The 17,343-nt window shown below is 71.7% G+C and carries 17 protein-coding genes and 1 tRNA gene; 8 read left to right on the top strand and 10 right to left on the bottom strand.

Going from position 1 to position 17,343, the window contains the following annotated elements:
* The first annotated feature begins 66 nt into the window (after nt 1–66).
* Nucleotides 67–138, top strand: a tRNA-Val gene (locus tag ACQ614_RS11395).
* A gap of 103 nt (nt 139–241) precedes the next feature.
* On the opposite strand, the gene ACQ614_RS11390 is transcribed toward ACQ614_RS11395, so the two are convergent.
* The 3 genes from ACQ614_RS11390 to ACQ614_RS11380 all read right to left on the bottom strand — a co-directional run bounded on the left by ACQ614_RS11390 (nt 242) and on the right by ACQ614_RS11380 (nt 3,597).
* On the bottom strand, nt 242–1,003 hold the full coding sequence (locus ACQ614_RS11390; RefSeq protein ID WP_431678373.1) for a hypothetical protein: 762 nt from the start codon (nt 1,001–1,003) through the stop codon (nt 242–244).
* Between the two features lie 252 nt (nt 1,004–1,255).
* Nucleotides 1,256–1,735, bottom strand: coding sequence for a peptidase inhibitor family I36 protein (locus ACQ614_RS11385; RefSeq protein WP_431678372.1), 480 nt, complete (start codon nt 1,733–1,735; stop codon nt 1,256–1,258).
* A gap of 131 nt (nt 1,736–1,866) precedes the next feature.
* The gene (locus ACQ614_RS11380; RefSeq protein WP_431678371.1) at nt 1,867–3,597 is read right to left on the bottom strand and encodes a SulP family inorganic anion transporter; all 1,731 of its coding nucleotides are present in this window, start codon (nt 3,595–3,597) and stop codon (nt 1,867–1,869) included.
* 157 nt (nt 3,598–3,754) lie between these two features.
* On the opposite strand from ACQ614_RS11380, the gene ACQ614_RS11375 reads away from it, so the two are divergent.
* Entirely contained in the window at nt 3,755–4,255 is a 501-nt protein-coding gene (locus tag ACQ614_RS11375) for a hypothetical protein (RefSeq protein ID WP_431678370.1), read from the top strand.
* A gap of 27 nt (nt 4,256–4,282) precedes the next feature.
* Here the strand turns inward: ACQ614_RS11375 and ACQ614_RS11370 are convergent, their stop codons facing one another.
* Nucleotides 4,283–4,708, bottom strand: coding sequence for a MarR family winged helix-turn-helix transcriptional regulator (locus tag ACQ614_RS11370; RefSeq protein ID WP_431678369.1), 426 nt, complete (start codon nt 4,706–4,708; stop codon nt 4,283–4,285).
* 75 nt (nt 4,709–4,783) lie between these two features.
* Between ACQ614_RS11370 and ACQ614_RS11365 the strand changes: the two genes are divergently transcribed.
* Nucleotides 4,784–6,103, top strand: a complete 1,320-nt coding sequence (locus tag ACQ614_RS11365) for an aldehyde dehydrogenase family protein (RefSeq protein WP_431678368.1) — start codon at nt 4,784–4,786, stop codon at nt 6,101–6,103.
* 79 nt (nt 6,104–6,182) lie between these two features.
* Here ACQ614_RS11365 and ACQ614_RS11360 read toward each other — a convergent pair whose 3' ends face one another.
* A complete protein-coding gene (locus tag ACQ614_RS11360) occupies nt 6,183–6,878 on the bottom strand; it encodes a type 1 glutamine amidotransferase domain-containing protein (protein WP_431678367.1) in 696 nt (231 codons plus the stop codon).
* A gap of 194 nt (nt 6,879–7,072) precedes the next feature.
* Complete coding sequence (locus ACQ614_RS11355; protein WP_431678366.1) at nt 7,073–7,825, bottom strand: PP2C family protein-serine/threonine phosphatase; 753 nt, start codon at nt 7,823–7,825, stop codon at nt 7,073–7,075.
* Between the two features lie 195 nt (nt 7,826–8,020).
* On the opposite strand from ACQ614_RS11355, the gene gcl reads away from it, so the two are divergent.
* A complete protein-coding gene (gene gcl / locus ACQ614_RS11350) occupies nt 8,021–9,802 on the top strand; it encodes a glyoxylate carboligase (protein WP_431678365.1) in 1,782 nt (593 codons plus the stop codon).
* 274 nt (nt 9,803–10,076) lie between these two features.
* On the opposite strand, the gene ACQ614_RS11345 is transcribed toward gcl, so the two are convergent.
* Nucleotides 10,077–10,910, bottom strand: a complete 834-nt coding sequence (locus ACQ614_RS11345) for an alpha/beta fold hydrolase (RefSeq protein WP_431678364.1) — start codon at nt 10,908–10,910, stop codon at nt 10,077–10,079.
* Between the two features lie 85 nt (nt 10,911–10,995).
* On the opposite strand from ACQ614_RS11345, the gene ACQ614_RS11340 reads away from it, so the two are divergent.
* Nucleotides 10,996–11,469: a MarR family transcriptional regulator gene (locus tag ACQ614_RS11340; RefSeq protein WP_431678363.1), complete on the top strand. Its 474-nt coding sequence runs from the start codon at nt 10,996–10,998 to the stop codon at nt 11,467–11,469.
* A 31-nt stretch (nt 11,470–11,500) separates the two neighbouring features.
* Here ACQ614_RS11340 and ACQ614_RS11335 read toward each other — a convergent pair whose 3' ends face one another.
* Complete coding sequence (locus ACQ614_RS11335; RefSeq protein WP_431678361.1) at nt 11,501–12,700, bottom strand: alginate lyase family protein; 1,200 nt, start codon at nt 12,698–12,700, stop codon at nt 11,501–11,503.
* A gap of 266 nt (nt 12,701–12,966) precedes the next feature.
* Between ACQ614_RS11335 and ACQ614_RS11330 the strand changes: the two genes are divergently transcribed.
* Nucleotides 12,967–14,862, top strand: a complete 1,896-nt coding sequence (locus ACQ614_RS11330; RefSeq protein WP_431678360.1) for a ricin-type beta-trefoil lectin domain protein — start codon at nt 12,967–12,969, stop codon at nt 14,860–14,862.
* A 67-nt stretch (nt 14,863–14,929) separates the two neighbouring features.
* On the opposite strand, the gene ACQ614_RS11325 is transcribed toward ACQ614_RS11330, so the two are convergent.
* Nucleotides 14,930–15,190 (bottom strand): DUF4190 domain-containing protein, encoded by a 261-nt coding sequence (locus tag ACQ614_RS11325; protein WP_363490036.1) that lies wholly within the window; start codon nt 15,188–15,190, stop codon nt 14,930–14,932.
* 59 nt (nt 15,191–15,249) lie between these two features.
* Nucleotides 15,250–15,405 carry a hypothetical protein gene (locus ACQ614_RS11320; RefSeq protein ID WP_431678359.1) on the bottom strand — a complete coding sequence of 52 codons (156 nt, stop codon included), beginning with the start codon at nt 15,403–15,405 and terminating at the stop codon, nt 15,250–15,252.
* 116 nt (nt 15,406–15,521) lie between these two features.
* On the opposite strand from ACQ614_RS11320, the gene ACQ614_RS11315 reads away from it, so the two are divergent.
* Together ACQ614_RS11315 and ACQ614_RS11310 are read left to right on the top strand one after the other, a co-directional pair.
* Nucleotides 15,522–16,145, top strand: a complete 624-nt coding sequence (locus tag ACQ614_RS11315; protein ID WP_431678358.1) for a TetR family transcriptional regulator — start codon at nt 15,522–15,524, stop codon at nt 16,143–16,145.
* Nucleotides 16,146–16,368: 223 nt separating this feature from the next.
* Nucleotides 16,369–17,208: a S1 family peptidase gene (locus ACQ614_RS11310; protein WP_431678357.1), complete on the top strand. Its 840-nt coding sequence runs from the start codon at nt 16,369–16,371 to the stop codon at nt 17,206–17,208.
* The last annotated feature ends 135 nt before the right edge of the window (nt 17,209–17,343 follow it).

Raw genomic sequence — 17,343 nt, 5'->3', positions numbered from 1 at the left:
GCGGCCCTCCGGACCAGGTACGCTAGGCCTTCGTCGTGCACCCGGGCACCCCGCGTGCGGCGGCACGGGCGCATAGCTCAGCGGTAGAGCGCCGCCCTTACAAGGCGGATGTCGGCGGTTCGAAACCGTCTGCGCCCACCCGTGGTGAACACCGCTGAAGCCCCGGACCCTTCCCGGTCCGGGGCTTTTGACATCCAGGACTGACATCAGCGGCGGCGGCGCGGCGGCCCGGGGCTGCCGGTCACCCGCCGAGGCGTGCGACGGCCTCGCGGGCGATGCCGATCTTGCGCTGCTGGAAGGCGGTCAGCCGGGTCAGGACCGCGGACTTCTCCTCGATCATGCGCGTCTGGAGCTTCGACTCGGCCGCACCCCAGGTCTTCAGCAGACCCGTCTCGGTCTTGCAGTCCATGTCGGCGAGGGCCACGGCCTTCTCCCGCGGCGTCGGCTCCGCGGTGTCGAACGCCGGATCGCCCACGGACGCCAGGGGGTTTTGGTACCGGTAGCCGTGGCGTTCCATGCAGGCCGACCACGCGCCGAAGGCGCCCACGACCGCGGCGTCCTCCAGGGACTGCTTGAAGCTGTCCGTGTCGATGGCCGATGCGGCCGCGATGTCGGACTCCGGACGCGCGCCGCCGTCCAGCCGGGTCTCGGCGTCCCCGTAGCAGCCGCCCGGCGGGATCGTACGGCCGTCGGGGCTGGTCGACTGCGGCTCTCCCGTGCGGGTCACCCCGAGGAGGATCGCCTCCTGCGTCTCGGTGGGCTTCGCGGGTGCGGCGGCCGTCCGACCGGTCGACGGGGGGAGGTGGTACCCGCGGGCGCGGGCCGCCTCGTGGTCCGCTATCCCGTAGCGCCTGGAGGATTCGGCGACCGGAGGCGGGCTCTCCGGTATCCGGTAGTCCAGGCCGAACCCCCGCAGGCACTCGTTGGTCAGGAGGACCTTGGCCCGCTCGACGGCGTAGGACTCGTCGGCAGTGAGGGTGAACCTCTCGATGGGCAGGGACACCCTGCCCGGGGACGCCGACGGCGAGGGGGCTGCCGAGGACCGCCCTGCCGAGGGGCGTACGCCGGCGCCCCTGTCACCGGTTTCGCGTTCGGCCGCCGAGCAGGAGGCCGTCGCCATCAGCACCGCCGCGACGAGCGCGAGCGCGCGTGGCGCACCGGCCGGCGCACCCTGTCTTGCCACAGTCACCGCACCACTCCACAAGGAACACGGCGGCCGCGCGGAGGGCGCGGCCGCCACGGATTCACGCCCGGGTCAGCCGAAGTTGGCGCAGTTCTGGTTGATCACGGTGTTCCGGAAGTACACCGACGCGTTCTCGTTGTACGTGTTCGAGAGCTGGTAGGCGGCCGGGCCCTCGACCTTGTGGAACTTGTCGCAGGGGCCGGAGTAGCCGCTGTTGTAGTAGACCGTCACGCTGGAGTTGATGCCCCAGATCCGGGCCTTCGCCGAGGCCGCGTTGTTCTTCAGGCTCTTGCCCTGCCCGTTGCCGCCGGTCAGGAAGGTGTACGAGGCCAGGTTGTAGACGCCCTCGCCGTCTCCGGTGGTGGTGGAGTGGATCGTCGTGTGCGAGCCGGCGTAGCCGGTGTTGAAGTAGAAGGTGATGCACTGGGCATCGCAGTCGTTGTTCGTGTTGACCGTGATCGCGGCGTTCGCCGGGGAGGCTGCGACGATCCCGCCGAGGACGGCCGACATCGCCACGGACGCGGTGACAAGTGCTTTACGGACAGAGAGCATTGCTTCCCCAGGTGCTGAATCGTGTTCGGGTACCACCGGCGGAGTGACGGCGCATCAGCGCACCTCCGCCCACCTGGGGAGTTTTCATGATCGCCGTATCGTCCCGGTATCGCGGACGTGACCGGGCGCCCCTACGGGTCACCCGGCTGCGCGGTGTCGGCCCAGGCTTCGTAGGCGGTGACGGCGGTGGGGAGGGTGGGGAAGATCCGGTCCTCGCCGACGGCGGCGGTGAGGCCGTAGGCGTCGAGGTCGTCGCGGAGGTCCTGCTTGACGCGGGCCAGGGCGAAGACGATGCCGCGGTCGGCGAGTTCCCGGCGCAGGGCGTCGACGGAGTCCAGGGCGGTGATGTCGACCTCGACGTTGGCCTCGGTGTTGAGGACGAACCAGCGGACGGGCAGGGGTTGGTCGTCGACGGCGGCCAGGGCGCGGCGGCGGAAGTCCTCGGCGTTGGCGAAGAACAGCGGGGAGTCGTAGCGGTAGACCACCAGCCCGGGGACGGTGGTGGCCTCGGGGTAGTCGTCCACGTCGTGCATGCCGGCGAGCCCCGGCACCGTGCCGAGGACGGCGTCGTGCGGGCGCGCCACCCGGGTCAGCAGTTCGGCGATCGACAGGCCCACGGCGACGAGCACCCCGTAGAGGATGTCCAGGGCGAGGACGCCCGCCAGGCAGCCGATTGCCAGCAGGAACTCCCCGCGGCGGAAGGACAGCAGCTGCCGGAAGCCCGCGAGGTCGATCATGCGGACGGCGGCGTAGACGACCAGGGCGCCGAGGACGGCCGTCGGTGTGTGGCTGAGCAGCGAGCTGAAGAAGACCAGGACGGCGACCACCGCCAGGCCGGAGGTCAGCGCGTAGACCTGGGTGCGGCCGCCGGCGGACTGGGCGAGGGCGGTGCGGCTGGCGCTGCTGCTCACCGGGAAGCCGTGCAGCACGCCCGAGCCGACGTTCGCTGCGCCGAGGGCGAGGAGTTCCTGGTTGGCGTCCAGCCGGCTGCCGTCGCCGGGGGTGGCGAAGGCGCGCGCGGTGAGGATCACGTCGGTGTAGCCGACCAGCAGGACGCCGAGGGCCGGCAGCACCAGCTGGGAGAGGTCGGAGAGACTGGGGAACTCGGGGCTGGGCAGCCCGGGCGGGATCTCGCCGATCACCTTGATGCCGTACGCCTCCAGGTCGAAGGCGGAGACCACGGCGGTGCCGAGGACGAGGGCGAGCAGCGGCCCGGGGACGCCGCGGAAGCGGCCCGCGACGAAGAGGAAGAGCAGGGCGGCGGCGCTGAAGACCACGGTGGCCGGGTGGAGGTCCGAGAGGTTCTCGAAGAAGGACACCAGCTGCGGGAAGAAGCCCTCGCCCTCGGTCTCCACGCCGGTGAGCTTGGTCAGCTGGTCGACCATCATGATCAGTGCGACGCCCGCCAGGTAGCCGATCAGCACCGGGCGGGAGAGGAGGTCGGCGACAAAGCCCAGCCGCGCCACCCAGGCCACCACGCACAGCAGGCCGACGACCACGGCGAGAGCGGCGGCGAGGACGGCGTACCGGGAGCTGTCGCCGGCGGCGAGCGGGCCGATCGCGGTGGCGGTCATCAGTGCGGTGGTGGACTCGGGACCGACCGAGAGCAGCCGGGAGGAGCCGAGCACGGCGTAGACCAGGATCGCCGGGAGGATCGCCCACAGGCCGGCCACCGGCGGCAGGCCCGCGACGCTGGCGTACGCCATGACCTGGGGGACGAGGTACGCGGCCACGGTGATGCCGGCCAGGAGATCGCCGCGGACCCAGCTCCGTCGGTAGCGCCGGAGCACTGTCCAGCCGGGTACGGCCGGCACGAGGCGGCGCCACCACTGCGGTTCGGAGGCGTCGGTCTGCTGCGGCATGGCTCTCCCTTCGCCTGGGGACATGATGCCCCCGAACCGGCCGGGCGCAGGTCAGGCCACGCACACGGGCTGCGGGCACCCCCTGCGGCCCCGGCCGGACGGTTTTCTGACGGAAAGTCAATCGCATTGCAGTGCGAGGCGTGGGTATGTCTCCGGCATGGGACCCCTTGAGCCGAACCCTGTGGAATTCGTCATCGGTCTGATCTGCTTCTTCTTCCTCTTCCGGATACTCGGCAGGCACGTGCTGCCGCGGATCGAACGGACGCTCGCGGAGCGCGAGGAAGCCACCGGGGGCCGGCTCGCCGAGGCGGAACGGGTGCGCGAGGAGGCCCTGGGGCTTCACGAGGAGCGCCGCGCGCAGCTGGACGCCGCCCGCCACGAGGCGGCCCGCATCCGGCAGGAGGCCGCCGAGGAGGGTGCCGCCCTGGTGGCGGCCGCACGTGCGGAGGCGCTGCGGGAGCGGGAGGAGGCCGTTGCGGCGGCGCAGGTGCAGCTGGCGGCGAGCCGGGTGATCGCCGAGGCCGAGCTGCGCGAGGACGTGGTGGCATCGGCGCTGGAGCTGGCCGGCCGGGTGGTGGGCGAGCCGCTCGCGGGGCTGCCGCGGACGGAGGCGGTGGTCGCCCGGTTCCGTGCCGAGCAGGAGGCGGCGGCGGGCTGAGCGGGTGGTGCGCAGGCAGCGGGGCGTTCAGTCCTGCGGCCGGCCGAGCAGTTCCCCGAGGCGGTGCAGCAGGGGCAGCAGGGCGCCGCGCTCGGTGGGGGTGAGGTCGGCGAGGGCGCCGTGGACGGCGTGCATCTCGGCCCGGATGCGGCGGGCGAGCCGGTGCCCGTCCGGGGTGGCGCTGACGGTCTTGCTGCGGCGATCCTCGGGGGAGGGGGTCCGCACCACCAGTCCGCGGGCCTCCATCCGGGCGACCAGCCCGGTGGCGTTGGAGGCGTCGCAGACCAGGTGCTCGGCGAGGGCGCTCATGGTGAGCGGCCGGTCGAGGGCGATGAGGGCGCGCGCCTGGGTGGTGCTGAGGCCGTGCCGTCCGGCGACCGCGGCCAGGTCGTCGTAGTAGCCGCGGACGACCCGGGCGAGCGGCTCGACCAGTTCCGAGGCATCTGGATTCACTTGACATCCTCAAGTATCCGGCGTTTCCTGAAGACAGGTAGTTGAGGATATCAACCATTCCCTGCGAGGACCCCCATGAACGACCGCCCGGCCGAGCAGCCCGCCGACCTCGTCGCCCGCCTCCGCGCCGCCCACCGCACCGGCCGCACCAAGCCGCTCCCCTGGCGGACGGAGCAGCTGCAGCGGCTGCGGGCGCTGCTCACCGAGAACGGGCCCGAACTCGCCGCCGCGCTCGGCGCCGACCTCGGCAAGAGCGAGCAGGAGTCGATGCGCACCGACGTCGACTTCGTGGTCCGCGAGATCGACCACACGCTGGAGCACCTGGAGTCCTGGCTGCGCCCGGAGGCCGCACCGGTGCCGGAGCGGCTGGCGGGCGCGCAGGCGCGGACGCAGTACGACCCGCTCGGCGTCGTCCTGGTGATCGCGCCGTGGAACTACCCGGTGCAGCTGCTGCTCGCACCGGTCGCCGGGGCGCTGGCGGCCGGCAACGCGGTCGTCGCCAAGCCGAGCGAGCTCGCGCCGGCGACCTCCGCGGTGCTGGCCCGGCTGATCCCGCGCTACCTGGACCCGGAGGCCGTCGCGGTGGTGGAGGGCGGCGTGCCGGAGACCACCGCCCTGCTGGCGCAGCGCTTCGACCACATCTTCTACACCGGCAACGGCGCGGTCGGCCGGATCGTGATGCGCGCGGCCGCCGAGCACCTGACCCCGGTCACCCTCGAGCTGGGCGGCAAGTCACCGGCGTTCGTGGACGCGGGGGCGGACCTCGAGGTCGTGGCGGAGCGCCTGGTGGCGGGCAAGTTCCTGAACGCCGGCCAGACCTGCGTCGCCCCGGACTACGTGCTCACCGACCCGGTCACCGCGCGCGCCCTGGAGCCGCTGCTCGCCGCGGCCGTGGAGGCCCGGTACGGCAAGGACCCGGCGGCCTCGCCGGTGTACAGCCGGGTGGTCAACGAGCGGCACTTCGACCGGCTGGCCGCCCTGCTGGACTCCGGCCGTACCGTCGTCGGCGGCGACCGCGACCGGGCCGCCCGTTACATCGCGCCGACCGTGCTGGCCGACGTGGCGCCGGACTCGCCGGTGATGCAGGAGGAGATCTTCGGCCCGATCCTGCCGATCGTCGAGGTCGCCGGGCTGGACGAGGCGATCGACTTCGTCAACGACCGGGACAAGCCGCTCGCCCTGTACGCCTTCAGCCCCTCCGAGGAGACCCGGCGCCGGCTGGCCGAGGAGACCTCCTCGGGCGGCCTCGGCCTGGGGCTGCCGCTGGCCCATCTGACCGTCTCCGACCTGCCGTTCGGCGGGGTGGGGGAGAGCGGCACGGGCAGCTATCACGGGCGGTACTCGATCGAGGCGTTCAGCCACCGCAAGGCGGTGCTGGAGGTGCCGCTCGGCTGACGCAGGAGAGGGCGGGAGCCGGTGCCGGCTCCCGCCCTTCTGCTTGAGCATCTCAAGCAGTCTGCTGCATCGGGGATGCTCAGCCGATCGCCTTGAGCAGCTCCTCGGCCAGCGGGCCGGAGGAGGCCGGGTTCTGCCCGGTGTACAGGTTGCGGTCGGTCACCGTGTACGGGGCCCACGGCTCGCCGGCCGAGTAGTCGGCGCCGAGCGCCACCAGGCGGTCCTCCAGGAGCCAGGGGGCGCGGTCGGCGAGGCCGGCGAGCCGCTCCTCGGTGTTGCTGAAGCCGGTGACCCGACGGCCGGCGAAGGACGGCGTGCCGTCCGGGCGCACGGCGGCGAGCAGCGCCGCCGGGCCGTGGCAGACCACGCCGAGCGGCAGGCCGGCGTCCAGCGCCGCGGTGAGCAGCCGGCCGGAGTCGGCGTCGACCGAGAGGTCCTGCATCGGGCCGTGGCCGCCGGGGTAGAAGACGGCCGCGTAGTCGCCGAGATCCACGTCGGCGAGGACGAGCGGGTGCTGCAGCGGCTCGGCCGCGGCGATCCCGGCCGCCACCTCGGCGGCGCCCTCCGGACCGCCGTTGGCCCCGGCGGACAGGCTGCCGGCGTCGGCCGTCGGCACCGTGCCGCCCGGGGTGGCGACGACCACCTCGTGGCCGGCGCCGGTGAAGGTCAGGTACGGGGTGAGGAACTCCTCGGCCCAGTAGCCGGTGGGGTGCTCGGTGCCGTCGGTCAGGGTCCAGCGGTCGGCACCGGTCAGCACAAACAGGATCTTCGCCATGTCGGCGGTCACTCCTTCGTTCGGTTTCTCCCGGTCCCGTCCGGCGCAGTCCTGCCGCGCCCGCCGGGACCGCTTCGGCGGTCTCGTCTACGGGAACGACGCTAGGCGGGGACGGGGCGGCCGGGCCAATAGCGGGGCGCATGGCTCCCATCGGAATTCCGATGGGTCGCCCTGCAGGTCGGCGGCCGTGCCGGTCATTCGTCGATCCGCACCAGCGCCAGGGTGATGTTGTCCGGGCCGCCCGCGTCGATCGCGGCGCGCCAGAGTTCGAAGGCGGCGCGCCCGTCGTCGTGGCCGTCGAGGGCCGCGGCCAGTTCCTCGGGCGGCACCGGGTCGGTGAGGCCGTCGCTGCAGACCAGGTAGCGGGTGCCGGGGGCGGCCGGCAGACGGCGCAGGTGGGGCTCGACCTCCCGCGGGGCGACCGTGCCGCCGAGGGTGCTGGTGACGATGTTGGTGGTGCGGCGGCCGGGCGGGGGCGGCGGGCTGTCGTCGGTGCTGAGCTGGTGCAGCCGGGGCTTGCCGTCCTCCTCGAGGATCTCGAAGACCTGGCTGTCGCCGATGTTGAAGACCAGGACCTGCTCGCCGCTCAGCACCAGCCCGGCGACGGTGGTGCCCATGCCGGTGAGGTCCGGGTCGGCCGCCGCGGCGCCGTACAGGGTCTCGTTGCAGGCGCGGAGTTCGGCCCGGACGGCCTCCTCGGAGTCGAGTCCGCTGCCGGTCGCGGCCAGCCGCCGGACGGTGAGCGAGGAGGCGACCTCGCCGGCCGGGTGGCCGCCGAGCCCGTCCGCCACCGCGACCACGCAGGGCGAGCCCAGCGGGAAGAGCAGCGTCTGCGGGCTCTCGGTGACCGTGGCGCAGAGCGTCCACGGGCCGATGACCAGGCTGTCCTCGTTGTGGTCGCGGATCAGGCCCTCGTGGCTGAGCGCGCTGACGGCGATGTACGGCATGAGGTTTCGCCCCCTCTCACTTCCCATTGTGGTGCCCGCCCATTGTGGTGCCCGCCGTCTCCGCCGCGCCCGAATCTGCAACGTTCTGTTGAAACCTACGTTGACGACCCCACCTGCCTCGGCTTAGCTTGATTTCGCAGTCCAGAAGTTTCATTCCGTATCGCGGAAGTCCGCGCCCCGGGCAGGAGTAAGCCGATGCCTCGTATGACAGCCGCCCGAGCGGCAGTGGAGATCCTCAAGCGCGAGGGCGTGACCAATGCGTTCGGTGTGCCCGGCGCGGCGATCAACCCCTTCTACGCAGCCCTCAAGGCCGCCGGCGGCGTGCACCACACGCTGGCCCGCCACGTCGAGGGCGCGTCCCACATGGCCGAGGGCTACACCCGCACCAGCCCCGGCAACATCGGTGTCTGCATCGGTACGTCCGGCCCGGCCGGCACCGACATGATCACCGGCCTGTACTCGGCGATCGCCGACTCCATCCCGATCCTGTGCATCACCGGCCAGGCGCCGGTCGCCCGGATCCACAAGGAGGACTTCCAGGCCGTCGACATCGCCTCGATCGCCCGCCCGGTCACCAAGGCGGCGACCACCGTCCTGGAGGCCGCCCAGGTCCCCGGCGTCTTCCAGCAGGCCTTCCACCTGATGCGCTCCGGCCGCCCCGGCCCGGTCCTCATCGACCTGCCGATCGACGTCCAGATGACCGAGATCGAGTTCGACCCGGAGACCTACCAGCCGCTGCCGGTCTACAAGCCCACCGCCACCCGGGCCCAGATCGAGAAGGCGATCGACCTCCTGCAGGCCTCCGAGCGCCCGCTGATCGTCGCCGGCGGCGGCATCATCAACGCCGACGCCGCCGACCTGCTCGTCGAGTTCGCCGAGCTGACCGGCGTCCCGGTCGTCCCCACCCTGATGGGCTGGGGCACCATCGCGGACGACCACGAGCTCAACGCCGGCATGGTCGGCCTGCAGACCTCGCACCGCTACGGCAACGCGACCTTCCTCGAGTCCGACTTCGTCCTCGGCATCGGCAACCGCTGGGCCAACCGCCACACCGGCAGCCTCGACGTCTACACCAAGGGCCGCACCTTCGTGCACGTCGACATCGAGCCCACCCAGATCGGCCGGATCTTCGCCCCCGACTACGGCATCGCCTCCGACGCCGCGGCCGCCCTGGAGCTCTTCGTCGAGGTCGCCAAGGAGCGCAGCGCCGCCGGCGTCCTCAAGGACCGCAGCGCCTGGGCCGCCTCCACCCAGGAGCGCAAGGCCACCCTGCTGCGCCGCACCCACTTCGACAACGTGCCGCTCAAGCCGCAGCGCGTGTACGAGGAGATGAACCGGGCCTTCGGTCCGGAGACCCGGTACGTCACCACCATCGGCCTCTCGCAGATCGCCGGCGCGCAGATGCTGCACGTCTACAAGCCGCGGCACTGGATCAACTGCGGCCAGGCCGGCCCGCTCGGCTGGACCGTCCCGGCCGCGCTGGGCGTCGCCACCGCCGACCCCGGGACGCCGGTCGTCGCGCTCTCCGGCGACTACGACTTCCAGTTCATGATCGAGGAGCTGGCGGTCGGCGCCCAGCACCGCATCCCGTACGTTCACGTGCTGGTGAACAACTCGTACCTGGGCCTGATCCGGCAGGCGCAGCGGAACTTCGACATCGACTTCCAGGTCAAGCTGGAGTTCGAGAACCTCAACTCGCCGGAGCTGGGCGTCTACGGCGTCGACCACGTCAAGGTCGCCGAGGGCCTGGGCTGCAAGGCGATCCGGGTCACCGAGCCGGACCAGCTGCTGCCGGCCTTCGAGGAGGCCAAGAAGCTCGCCGCCGAGTTCCGCGTCCCGGTCGTCGTCGAGGCGATCCTGGAGCGGGTCACCAACATCGCGATGAGCGGCACCGACATCGCCAGCGTGGTCGAGTTCGAGGACCTCGCCACCGAGCCGGGCCACGCCCCGACCGCCGTCCGCCCCCTGGCCGGCTGAGGCCGGCAGGCCCACCGATCCACCCGCATCACCCTCAGAGGCCGCCCGGGCGATTCCGTCGCCCGGGCGGCCTTCGCCGTGGGCACGCCCTGGGAACTGTCTTCAAGGGTGCTCGGGTGATCACTTCAGGGCCGAAGGTCGGGGGAGAACTGCGCGATCCGGGGGTGGGTGTCACGACAGCATGGGCCGAGCCGTGATCCGTACGGCGGCCCGCATCCGGATTGCGCAGTTCCCCGCGCCCCTTGTGGTGCACCCATGACCCTTGAAGACACGCCTAGCGGGGGAGGAGCGAGGTCAGCCGGGTGGCGAAGGCCCGGGGGTGGGTGAGGTTGCCGTTGTGGCCGCCGGGGAACTCGACCGGGTCGGTGTCCAGGTGGCCGGCGAGGATCTCGGCGCAGCGGCGGTCGAAGACCTGGTGAGGGGTGGTGCGTCCGACGGCCGGGACGATCCGGGTCGGGCCGTTGCGCAGGGCGTCGAGGTCGGCCGGGTCGAGGCCGCCGCCGAGGATGGTGTCGATGTCGCGGGTGAGGAAGCCGGCGAAGTTCGCCGCGCGGGCCTCGGTGATCGGTTCGGCGGTGACGTCCGGTTCGGTGTCCTGGTGGTGCGGGTCGATGCCGAGCACGGCCGTGACCCGGCGGACGGCCGCGAGCCAGCCCCCCTCCTGGTACGTGCGGGTGACGGCGCGCAACTCGCGCTCGGTGTCGGCGCGTTCCCCGGCGGGCAGCAGCTCGGGGACGGCGGGCTCGTGGGCGATCAGCGTGTGCAGCGCACCGGGGTGGCGCGCCGCCAGGTGGAGGCCGATCGCGGCGCCGAAGCTGCAGCCCAGCATCAGTGCGGGCCGGTCGGTCAGCTCGGCCAGCAGTCGGTGCGCGTCGTCGGCGTGCGTGGCCATCGGCACGGGCTCCGACGGGTCGTCGGGCAGGCTGCGGGACAGGCCGCGGCGGTCGTAGGTGACGACGGTGAAGTCCGCGGCGAGCCGGTCGACCAGGTCGCGGCTGCGGTCGGCGTCCCCCTCGCCGCTCTGCGCGACGAGGAGCAGCGGGCCGCTGCCGCGGACCTGGTGGTGGAGGAGGGCGCCGGGGACGGGGAGCAGGGCAGTGGTGGTCATGGCTGCCACCGTAAAGCATCAAGGGAGATGCATCAAGAGAGATGCATATATTTGAGATGCATCTGATCGGATGTAGTCTGGGGCGGTGAACGGACTGGAACTCGTCACCCTCGGCCGCACCCTGATGAAGATCGGCGAGCAGGCCATTCCCACTGCGGGGATCGGCCCGCAGTCCACCGGCACCCGTGCCGTCCTGGTCGTCCTCGGCGACATCGTCGAACACCCGGGCAGCGCCGTCGGAGAGATCGCCGCCCGTACCGGCCTGCCGCAGAGCCAGGTCTCCGGCTGCGTCGCCCGGCTCCGCGAAGCCGGGTCGGTCGTCACGGAGGCCGACCCGGCCGACCGCCGCCGCTCCCTCGTCCGCAAGGCCGCCGAGGTCTCCGAGCGCTCGGCCCTGGCCGCTGCCGCACCTGTCGACCCGGCCGTCGCCGCCGCCCTCGGCACCGACGACCCCGCCGCACTCGCCGAGGTGCTCGCAGCCCTCGACGTCCTCGGCCGGCACCTCACCCCCGAGTCCGTCCGGCGGATGCGGGACGCCGGCACGGCCGACCGGGGGTGAGGGCGGCTCCGCGCCCCTTCGGGCACCCGGCTCAGGACGGGTTGCCGGCGTGGGTGAGGGTCTCCCAGGCGGTGAAGAGGTTGTCGGTGCCGGCGGGGCGGCGCTGCTCGGTGAGCTTCTGGGTGTTGTCCATGCCGTAGCCGAGGCGGTTGTGCAGGGCGTTGAAGCCGACCTCGGTGACCGGGCCCATGTGCTGGGAGAGCTTGCCTCCGCAGAGCCAGGACGGGACGGCGGTGCCCAGCTCGTATTTGGACTGGAAGCCGAGGGCGTGGCGCAGGCGGTCGGCGACCTCGGGGTAGAGGTCCTGGCCCTGGATGCGGCTGGTCTCGGCGACGTGGGCGATCGCGGAGAGCCCGTACCCGGTGTGGGTGAGGTCCCGGCAAGTCTCCTGGGTGAGGCCGTCGACGAAAGTGGTCTGGCCCTGCCAGTACTTGACGATCTCGTCGCGGGTGTCGAGGCCGCTGCCGGGCGAGGTCTTCGGGAGGGCGCCGTCGGAGGCCAGGTAGACGTAGGCGGGCACCCGGCCGCGGAAGGTGGCGACCGCCTTGTCGTAGACCGTCCGGTCGTTGAGGAAGACGGCGATGCCGATGGTGGCCTCGGTCATGCTGAGCTCCCAGTTGCCGTTGGAGCGGGAGCCGTTGACGACCTTCGGCAGGTAGACGTTGCGCAGCATCTGCCCGAAGCGGTCGACCTTGTCGGCGGGCCAGCCGTTGTAGGTGTAGCGAATGATCTCGGCGGCGCGCGGCCAGGTGGAGGCCGACCAGGCGCTCTGCAGCGGGGCGTTGCTGTTGGTGTGGTCCTTGACGGTGCCGGACCAGGCATCCATGATCTGGACGGCCTTGGCCGCGTAGCGGCTGTCCCGGGTGATGTACCACTCCAGGGCGAGGGTGTAGGCCGCCAGGGCGTCCTCGCGCTCGTCGGTGCAGCCGTAGTTGGGGTTGGAGTACGAGCCGCACTCGACGACCGCGCGGGGCTTGGGCGTTCGAGCGAGCGAGGCGTACTTGCTGGCGTGCATCTGGTCGTAGGCGGCCTTCCACGGCTGCGCCCCGGCCTGCACCTTGCCCCGGACGAACTCGAGTTGGGACTTGCTCACGAGCACGCCGGGGTGGGCGAAGGCGGGCGGGGCGGCGTCCGCGGGCGCGGTGGCACTGATGCCGACGGGTATCGCGCAGACGAGGGCGAGCAGCGCGGCGGCCGCGGGCAGCCGGCGGCGGCGATGGCGGCGGTGCATTGGTCCTCCGGTCGGTGGGGGCGACGGGAGCTGGAGTCAACTAGCCCGGAGGTGGCCACGTCAAGTCAACTGGAAACTTTCCTTTCAGACAATCCGTCAATTGTTGCGCATGGATGAGGCGGCAAGCGCTCTCCGTCTTCAGGAGTTGATCGAATACCGGTCGATACCAATGACTTGACGGTGCATCGGCATCAGGAGTTGAATCTCGACCGCCGGCCGGCAGTCGCGCATCCCCCATCCATCCCCGAACGAAGGCGGACACGATCATGGCCTGGCCCCCACCCAACCATGCCGCCCGTACGCGCAGGACGGCCGCCGTCCTGCTCTCCGGCGCCCTGGCCGCCACCGGCCTGCTGACCGGCGCGCCCGACGCCCGTGCGGCGGGCGAGACCGTCAACGTCTGGCTCACCACCACCGACGACGCCGGCGGCCGCCACGTCACCCGCGGCCTCGCCCAGCAGGCTGCCTTCACCTTCAACTCCGGCTCCGGCAGCGGAGGCCAACTGATCTCGGTGGACGAGTCCACCCGCTACCAGCAGTTCACCGGCGGCGGCGCCTCCTTCACCGACACCGCCGCCTGGCTGATGAACAGCAGCGGCGCCCTGAGCGCGGCCACCCGCGATACCACCATGCGCAAGCTGTTCTCGCCGACCGAGGGCATCGGCCTGTCCTTCCTGCGCAACCCGATGGGCTCCTCCGACCTGGCCCGCTACGGCTACACCTACGACGACCAGCCCGCCGGATCCGTCGACCCCGGCCTGAACGGCTTCACCGTCGGTCACGACCTCGCCGACGTCCTGCCGCTCACCAAGCAGGCCAAGCAGCTCAACCCGGCCCTCACCACCATGGCCTCGCCGTGGACGGCGCCCGCCTGGATGAAGGACAACGGCAGCCTCAACGGCGGCTGGCTGAAGGCCGAGTACTACGGCTCCTACGCCCAGTACTTCGTGAAGTACCTGCAGGCCTACCAGGCCCAGGGCGTCCCGGTGAACTACGTGACGGTGCAGAACGAGCCGACCTGCTGCGCCGGCTACCCGTCGATGAGCTGGAACGGCTCCGGCCTCGCCTACTTCACCAGGAACAACCTGCTGCCGGCCCTGGCCGGGGCCGGCCTGTCCACCAAGGTGCTGGCCCTGGACTGGAACTGGGACCAGTACAACGGCTACGCGGCGCCCGTGATGGACGACGCGGCCGTCCGCACCCACCCCAACTTCGGCGGCATGGCCTGGCACGGTTACGGCGGCGACGTCTCGATGCAGACCACCGTGCACAACCAGTACCCGACCGTGGACGCCTTCGACACAGAGCACTCCGGCGGCACCTGGATCGGCAATCAGCAGCAGGAGGACATGCGCAACATCATCGACTACACCCGCAACTGGGGTAAGTCGGTGACCAAGTGGAGCCTGGCCGTCGACCAGAACATGGGCCCGCACTACGGCGGTTGCGGCACCTGCACCGGCCTGGTCACCGTGCACAACGGAGACTCGCGCAGCGGGCAGGTCGACTTCACCGTCGAGTACTACACCATGGGCCACCTCACCAAGTTCGTGAAGCCCGGCGCACACCGGATCGCCTCCACCGCCAACTCCGCGGTGCCGAACGTGGCCTGGCAGAACCCGGACGGCTCCAAGGCGCTGATCGCGTACAACGACAGCGGCAGCGCACAGACCGTCCGGGTGGTCTGGGGCGGGCAGAACTTCAGCTACAGCCTGCCCGCGAAGACCTCCGCCACCTTCACCTGGGCCGGCACCCAGGGCGGGGGCGGCGGGGCGACCGGCCGGATCACCGGCCTGTCCGGCAAGTGCCTGGACGTCGCCGGCGCCAACTCCGCCAACGGCACCGCCGTCCAGCTCTACGACTGCAACGGCAGCGGCGCCCAGAACTGGACGGTCGGCGGCGACGGGACGGTCCGCGCGCTCGGCAAGTGCCTGGACGTGGCGGCCGGTTCGACTGCGGACGGTGCCAAGACCCAGCTCTACGACTGCAACGGCACGGGCGCCCAGCAGTGGACGTACAACCCGTCGACGCGCGACATCGTCAACCCGCAGGCGAACAAGTGCCTGGACGTGACGGACAACAGCCCCTCGAACGGTGCACGCATCCAGATCTGGAGCTGCACCGGTGCGGCCAACCAGAAGTGGACCGCACCGACGGCCTGACGGCCTTCTTGACCGGTGCGCCCGGTCCCGCCACAGGGGGCGGGACCGGGCGCACTGCCGCACCGGATCAGGCTCCGAGCTGCCACACGGTGCCGTGTCCGGCCAGCGTCACCGCGGCGAGCACCGCCAGGTCGGCGACGCCCAGCGCGATGCCGAGCAGGGCCCGGCCGCGGCGCCCGGTGCCGCGCACCAGCGCCAGGGTGCCCAGCGTGATCGCGACCGGGCCGAGGACGATGTTGAAGAGCAGCAGCCCGGGCAGGGCCAGCAGGAACGAGGCGACGGCCATCTGGTCGCCGTCGGCGGTGGTGCGGGTGGCGAACTGTGCCATGGCAGGACTCCGGTGGGATGTCGTGGTGCCGGGTACGGGTCGACGGCCGGTCGGTGCCGTCAGTGGTGCCGGGTGCGGGCGAGCCGCTCGCGGACGCCGAAGGCCAGCAGCCACAGCGCGATCGCGGCGGAGGCGGCCAGGAAGACCGGCATGGAGGTGTGGATCGCGGCCCCCGCGAGGAGGCCCATGGCGACGATGACGATCAGAAGGCTCACGGCAGGTGTCCTCTCCCCGGTCGGCAGCCGATTCGGTGTACGACTGTTCGCCGACTTCTCCATCGTACGCGCTTCGGCGCTCGCCAAAGTCGGCAAACGGTTGTTTACTGAATGATGTGAGTCACACCTCCGGGGTCCGCCAGGCCCAGAAGCAGCAGAGCCGCCGCGCCCTCCTCGATGCCGCCCTCGGGCTGCTGGAGCACCAGAACCTCAGCGGCGTCGGCGTCCGCGAGGTGACCCGCGAGGCCGGGCTCTCCCCGGCCGGCTTCTACCGGCACTTCCGCGACCTCTCCGAACTGGCCGTGGTGCTGGTCGAGGAGTCCCTCGCCAGCCTGCACGGCATGATCCGCCGGGTGCTGGCCGAGCAGGACGGCTCCGAGGAGATCATCGACCGCAGCGTCGAGCTGATCGCCGACCACGTCCGCGAACACCGGGCCCACGTCCGGTTCCTGGCCCGCGAGCGGCACGGCGGGGTGCGGCCCGTGCGGGAGGCCATCGCCGCCGAGTTCGAGCGCTTCGCGGACGAGGTCGCGACCGGGCTCGCCGCCCAGCCGGCCTCCGAGGGGTGGCCGGAGGCGGACGTGCGGATGCTGGCCGAGCTCTACGTCGAGCACATGGTGGCGACCGCCGCCGCCTTCCTGGAGGCCGGCCCGGCGGGGGAGGAGCGGATCGCGCGGACCGCCCGCACCCAGCTCCGGCTGATCACCACGGGGCGGCGGCACTGGCTCGACGAAGGGTGAGATCCCGCAGGGGTGCGGGGAGCTGCGCAATTCGGACGGGGCGAACGCGCTGATCAGGGGTGTCCGGGGAATCGCGCGTGCACCGCTCCCGCACTGCGCAGTTCCCCGCGCCCCTGGGGGTTGCCCACGGGCAGTCGCCGTAACAGGTAATTCATACAAGCATATTGACGTGGCGTCATGGACACGCCAGGTTTGGAGGACCCCCACTCCGAGAGGCCCTCCCATGAAGAAGCCGCTCATCGGCGTGTCCCTGGCCCTGCTGCTCGGCGGCGCCACCGCGCTGGCCGGTGCCGCTCCCGCCTCGGCCGCGACCAAGGGCGCCGCGGCCGTCACCGTCGACTTCGCCGGCACCGTCGCGCTCAGCAACTGCTCGGGCTCGGTCGTCCGGCTGCCCGGCTCGGTCTCCACCGACCCGGCGCTGGTGCTCACCAACGGCCACTGTCTGGAGACCGGCATGCCCGCGCCTGGCCAGGTGATCACCAACCGGTCGTCCAACCGCAGCTTCACCCTGCTCAACTCCTCCGGCGGCAGCCTCGGCACGCTGCGGGCGAGCAAGGTGGTCTACAGCACCATGACCGACACCGACGTGACGCTGTACCAGCTCACCAGCACCTACGCGTCGATCAAGTCCCGCTACGGGATCAACCCGCTGACCATGTCGGCGAGCCACCCGGCGGCCGGCACCTCCATCAAGGTGGTCTCCGGCTACTGGAAGCGGATCTACTCCTGCAGCATCGACGGCTTCGCGTACCGGCTGAAGGAGGGTGACTGGACCTGGAAGGACTCCGTCCGCTACACCTCCAGCTGCAACACCATCGGCGGCACCTCCGGCTCCCCGGTGGTCGACACCGCCACCGGCCAGGTCGTCGCCGTGAACAACACCGGCAACGAGGACGGCGAGCGCTGCACCGTCAACAACCCCTGCGAGGTCGACCAGAACGGCGTCGTGACCGTGCGCAAGGGCATCAACTACGCCGAGCAGACGTACACCGTCCCCGCCTGCTTCGCCGCCGGTAACAAGCTCGACCTGAACCGGGCCGGCTGCACCCTGCCCAAGCCGTAGCAGGCTCCGCCCGTGTCCGTACGGGCCCGAAAGCCGACTGCCGCCCCCTCCCGAGGGCCGCCCGCCGACCGGCGGGCGGCCCTCGCGGCGTTCCCGGGCGGGGTCGGAGCGCGCCCTTCTCGAAGCAGTGAATCA

This window comes from Kitasatospora dryopteridis (genome assembly GCF_050749075.1).
Classification (GTDB): Bacteria; Actinomycetota; Actinomycetes; order Streptomycetales; family Streptomycetaceae; genus Kitasatospora.
The sequence above is the reverse complement of the archived record's forward strand: the minus strand, read 5'-3'. Positions and strand labels throughout refer to the sequence as shown.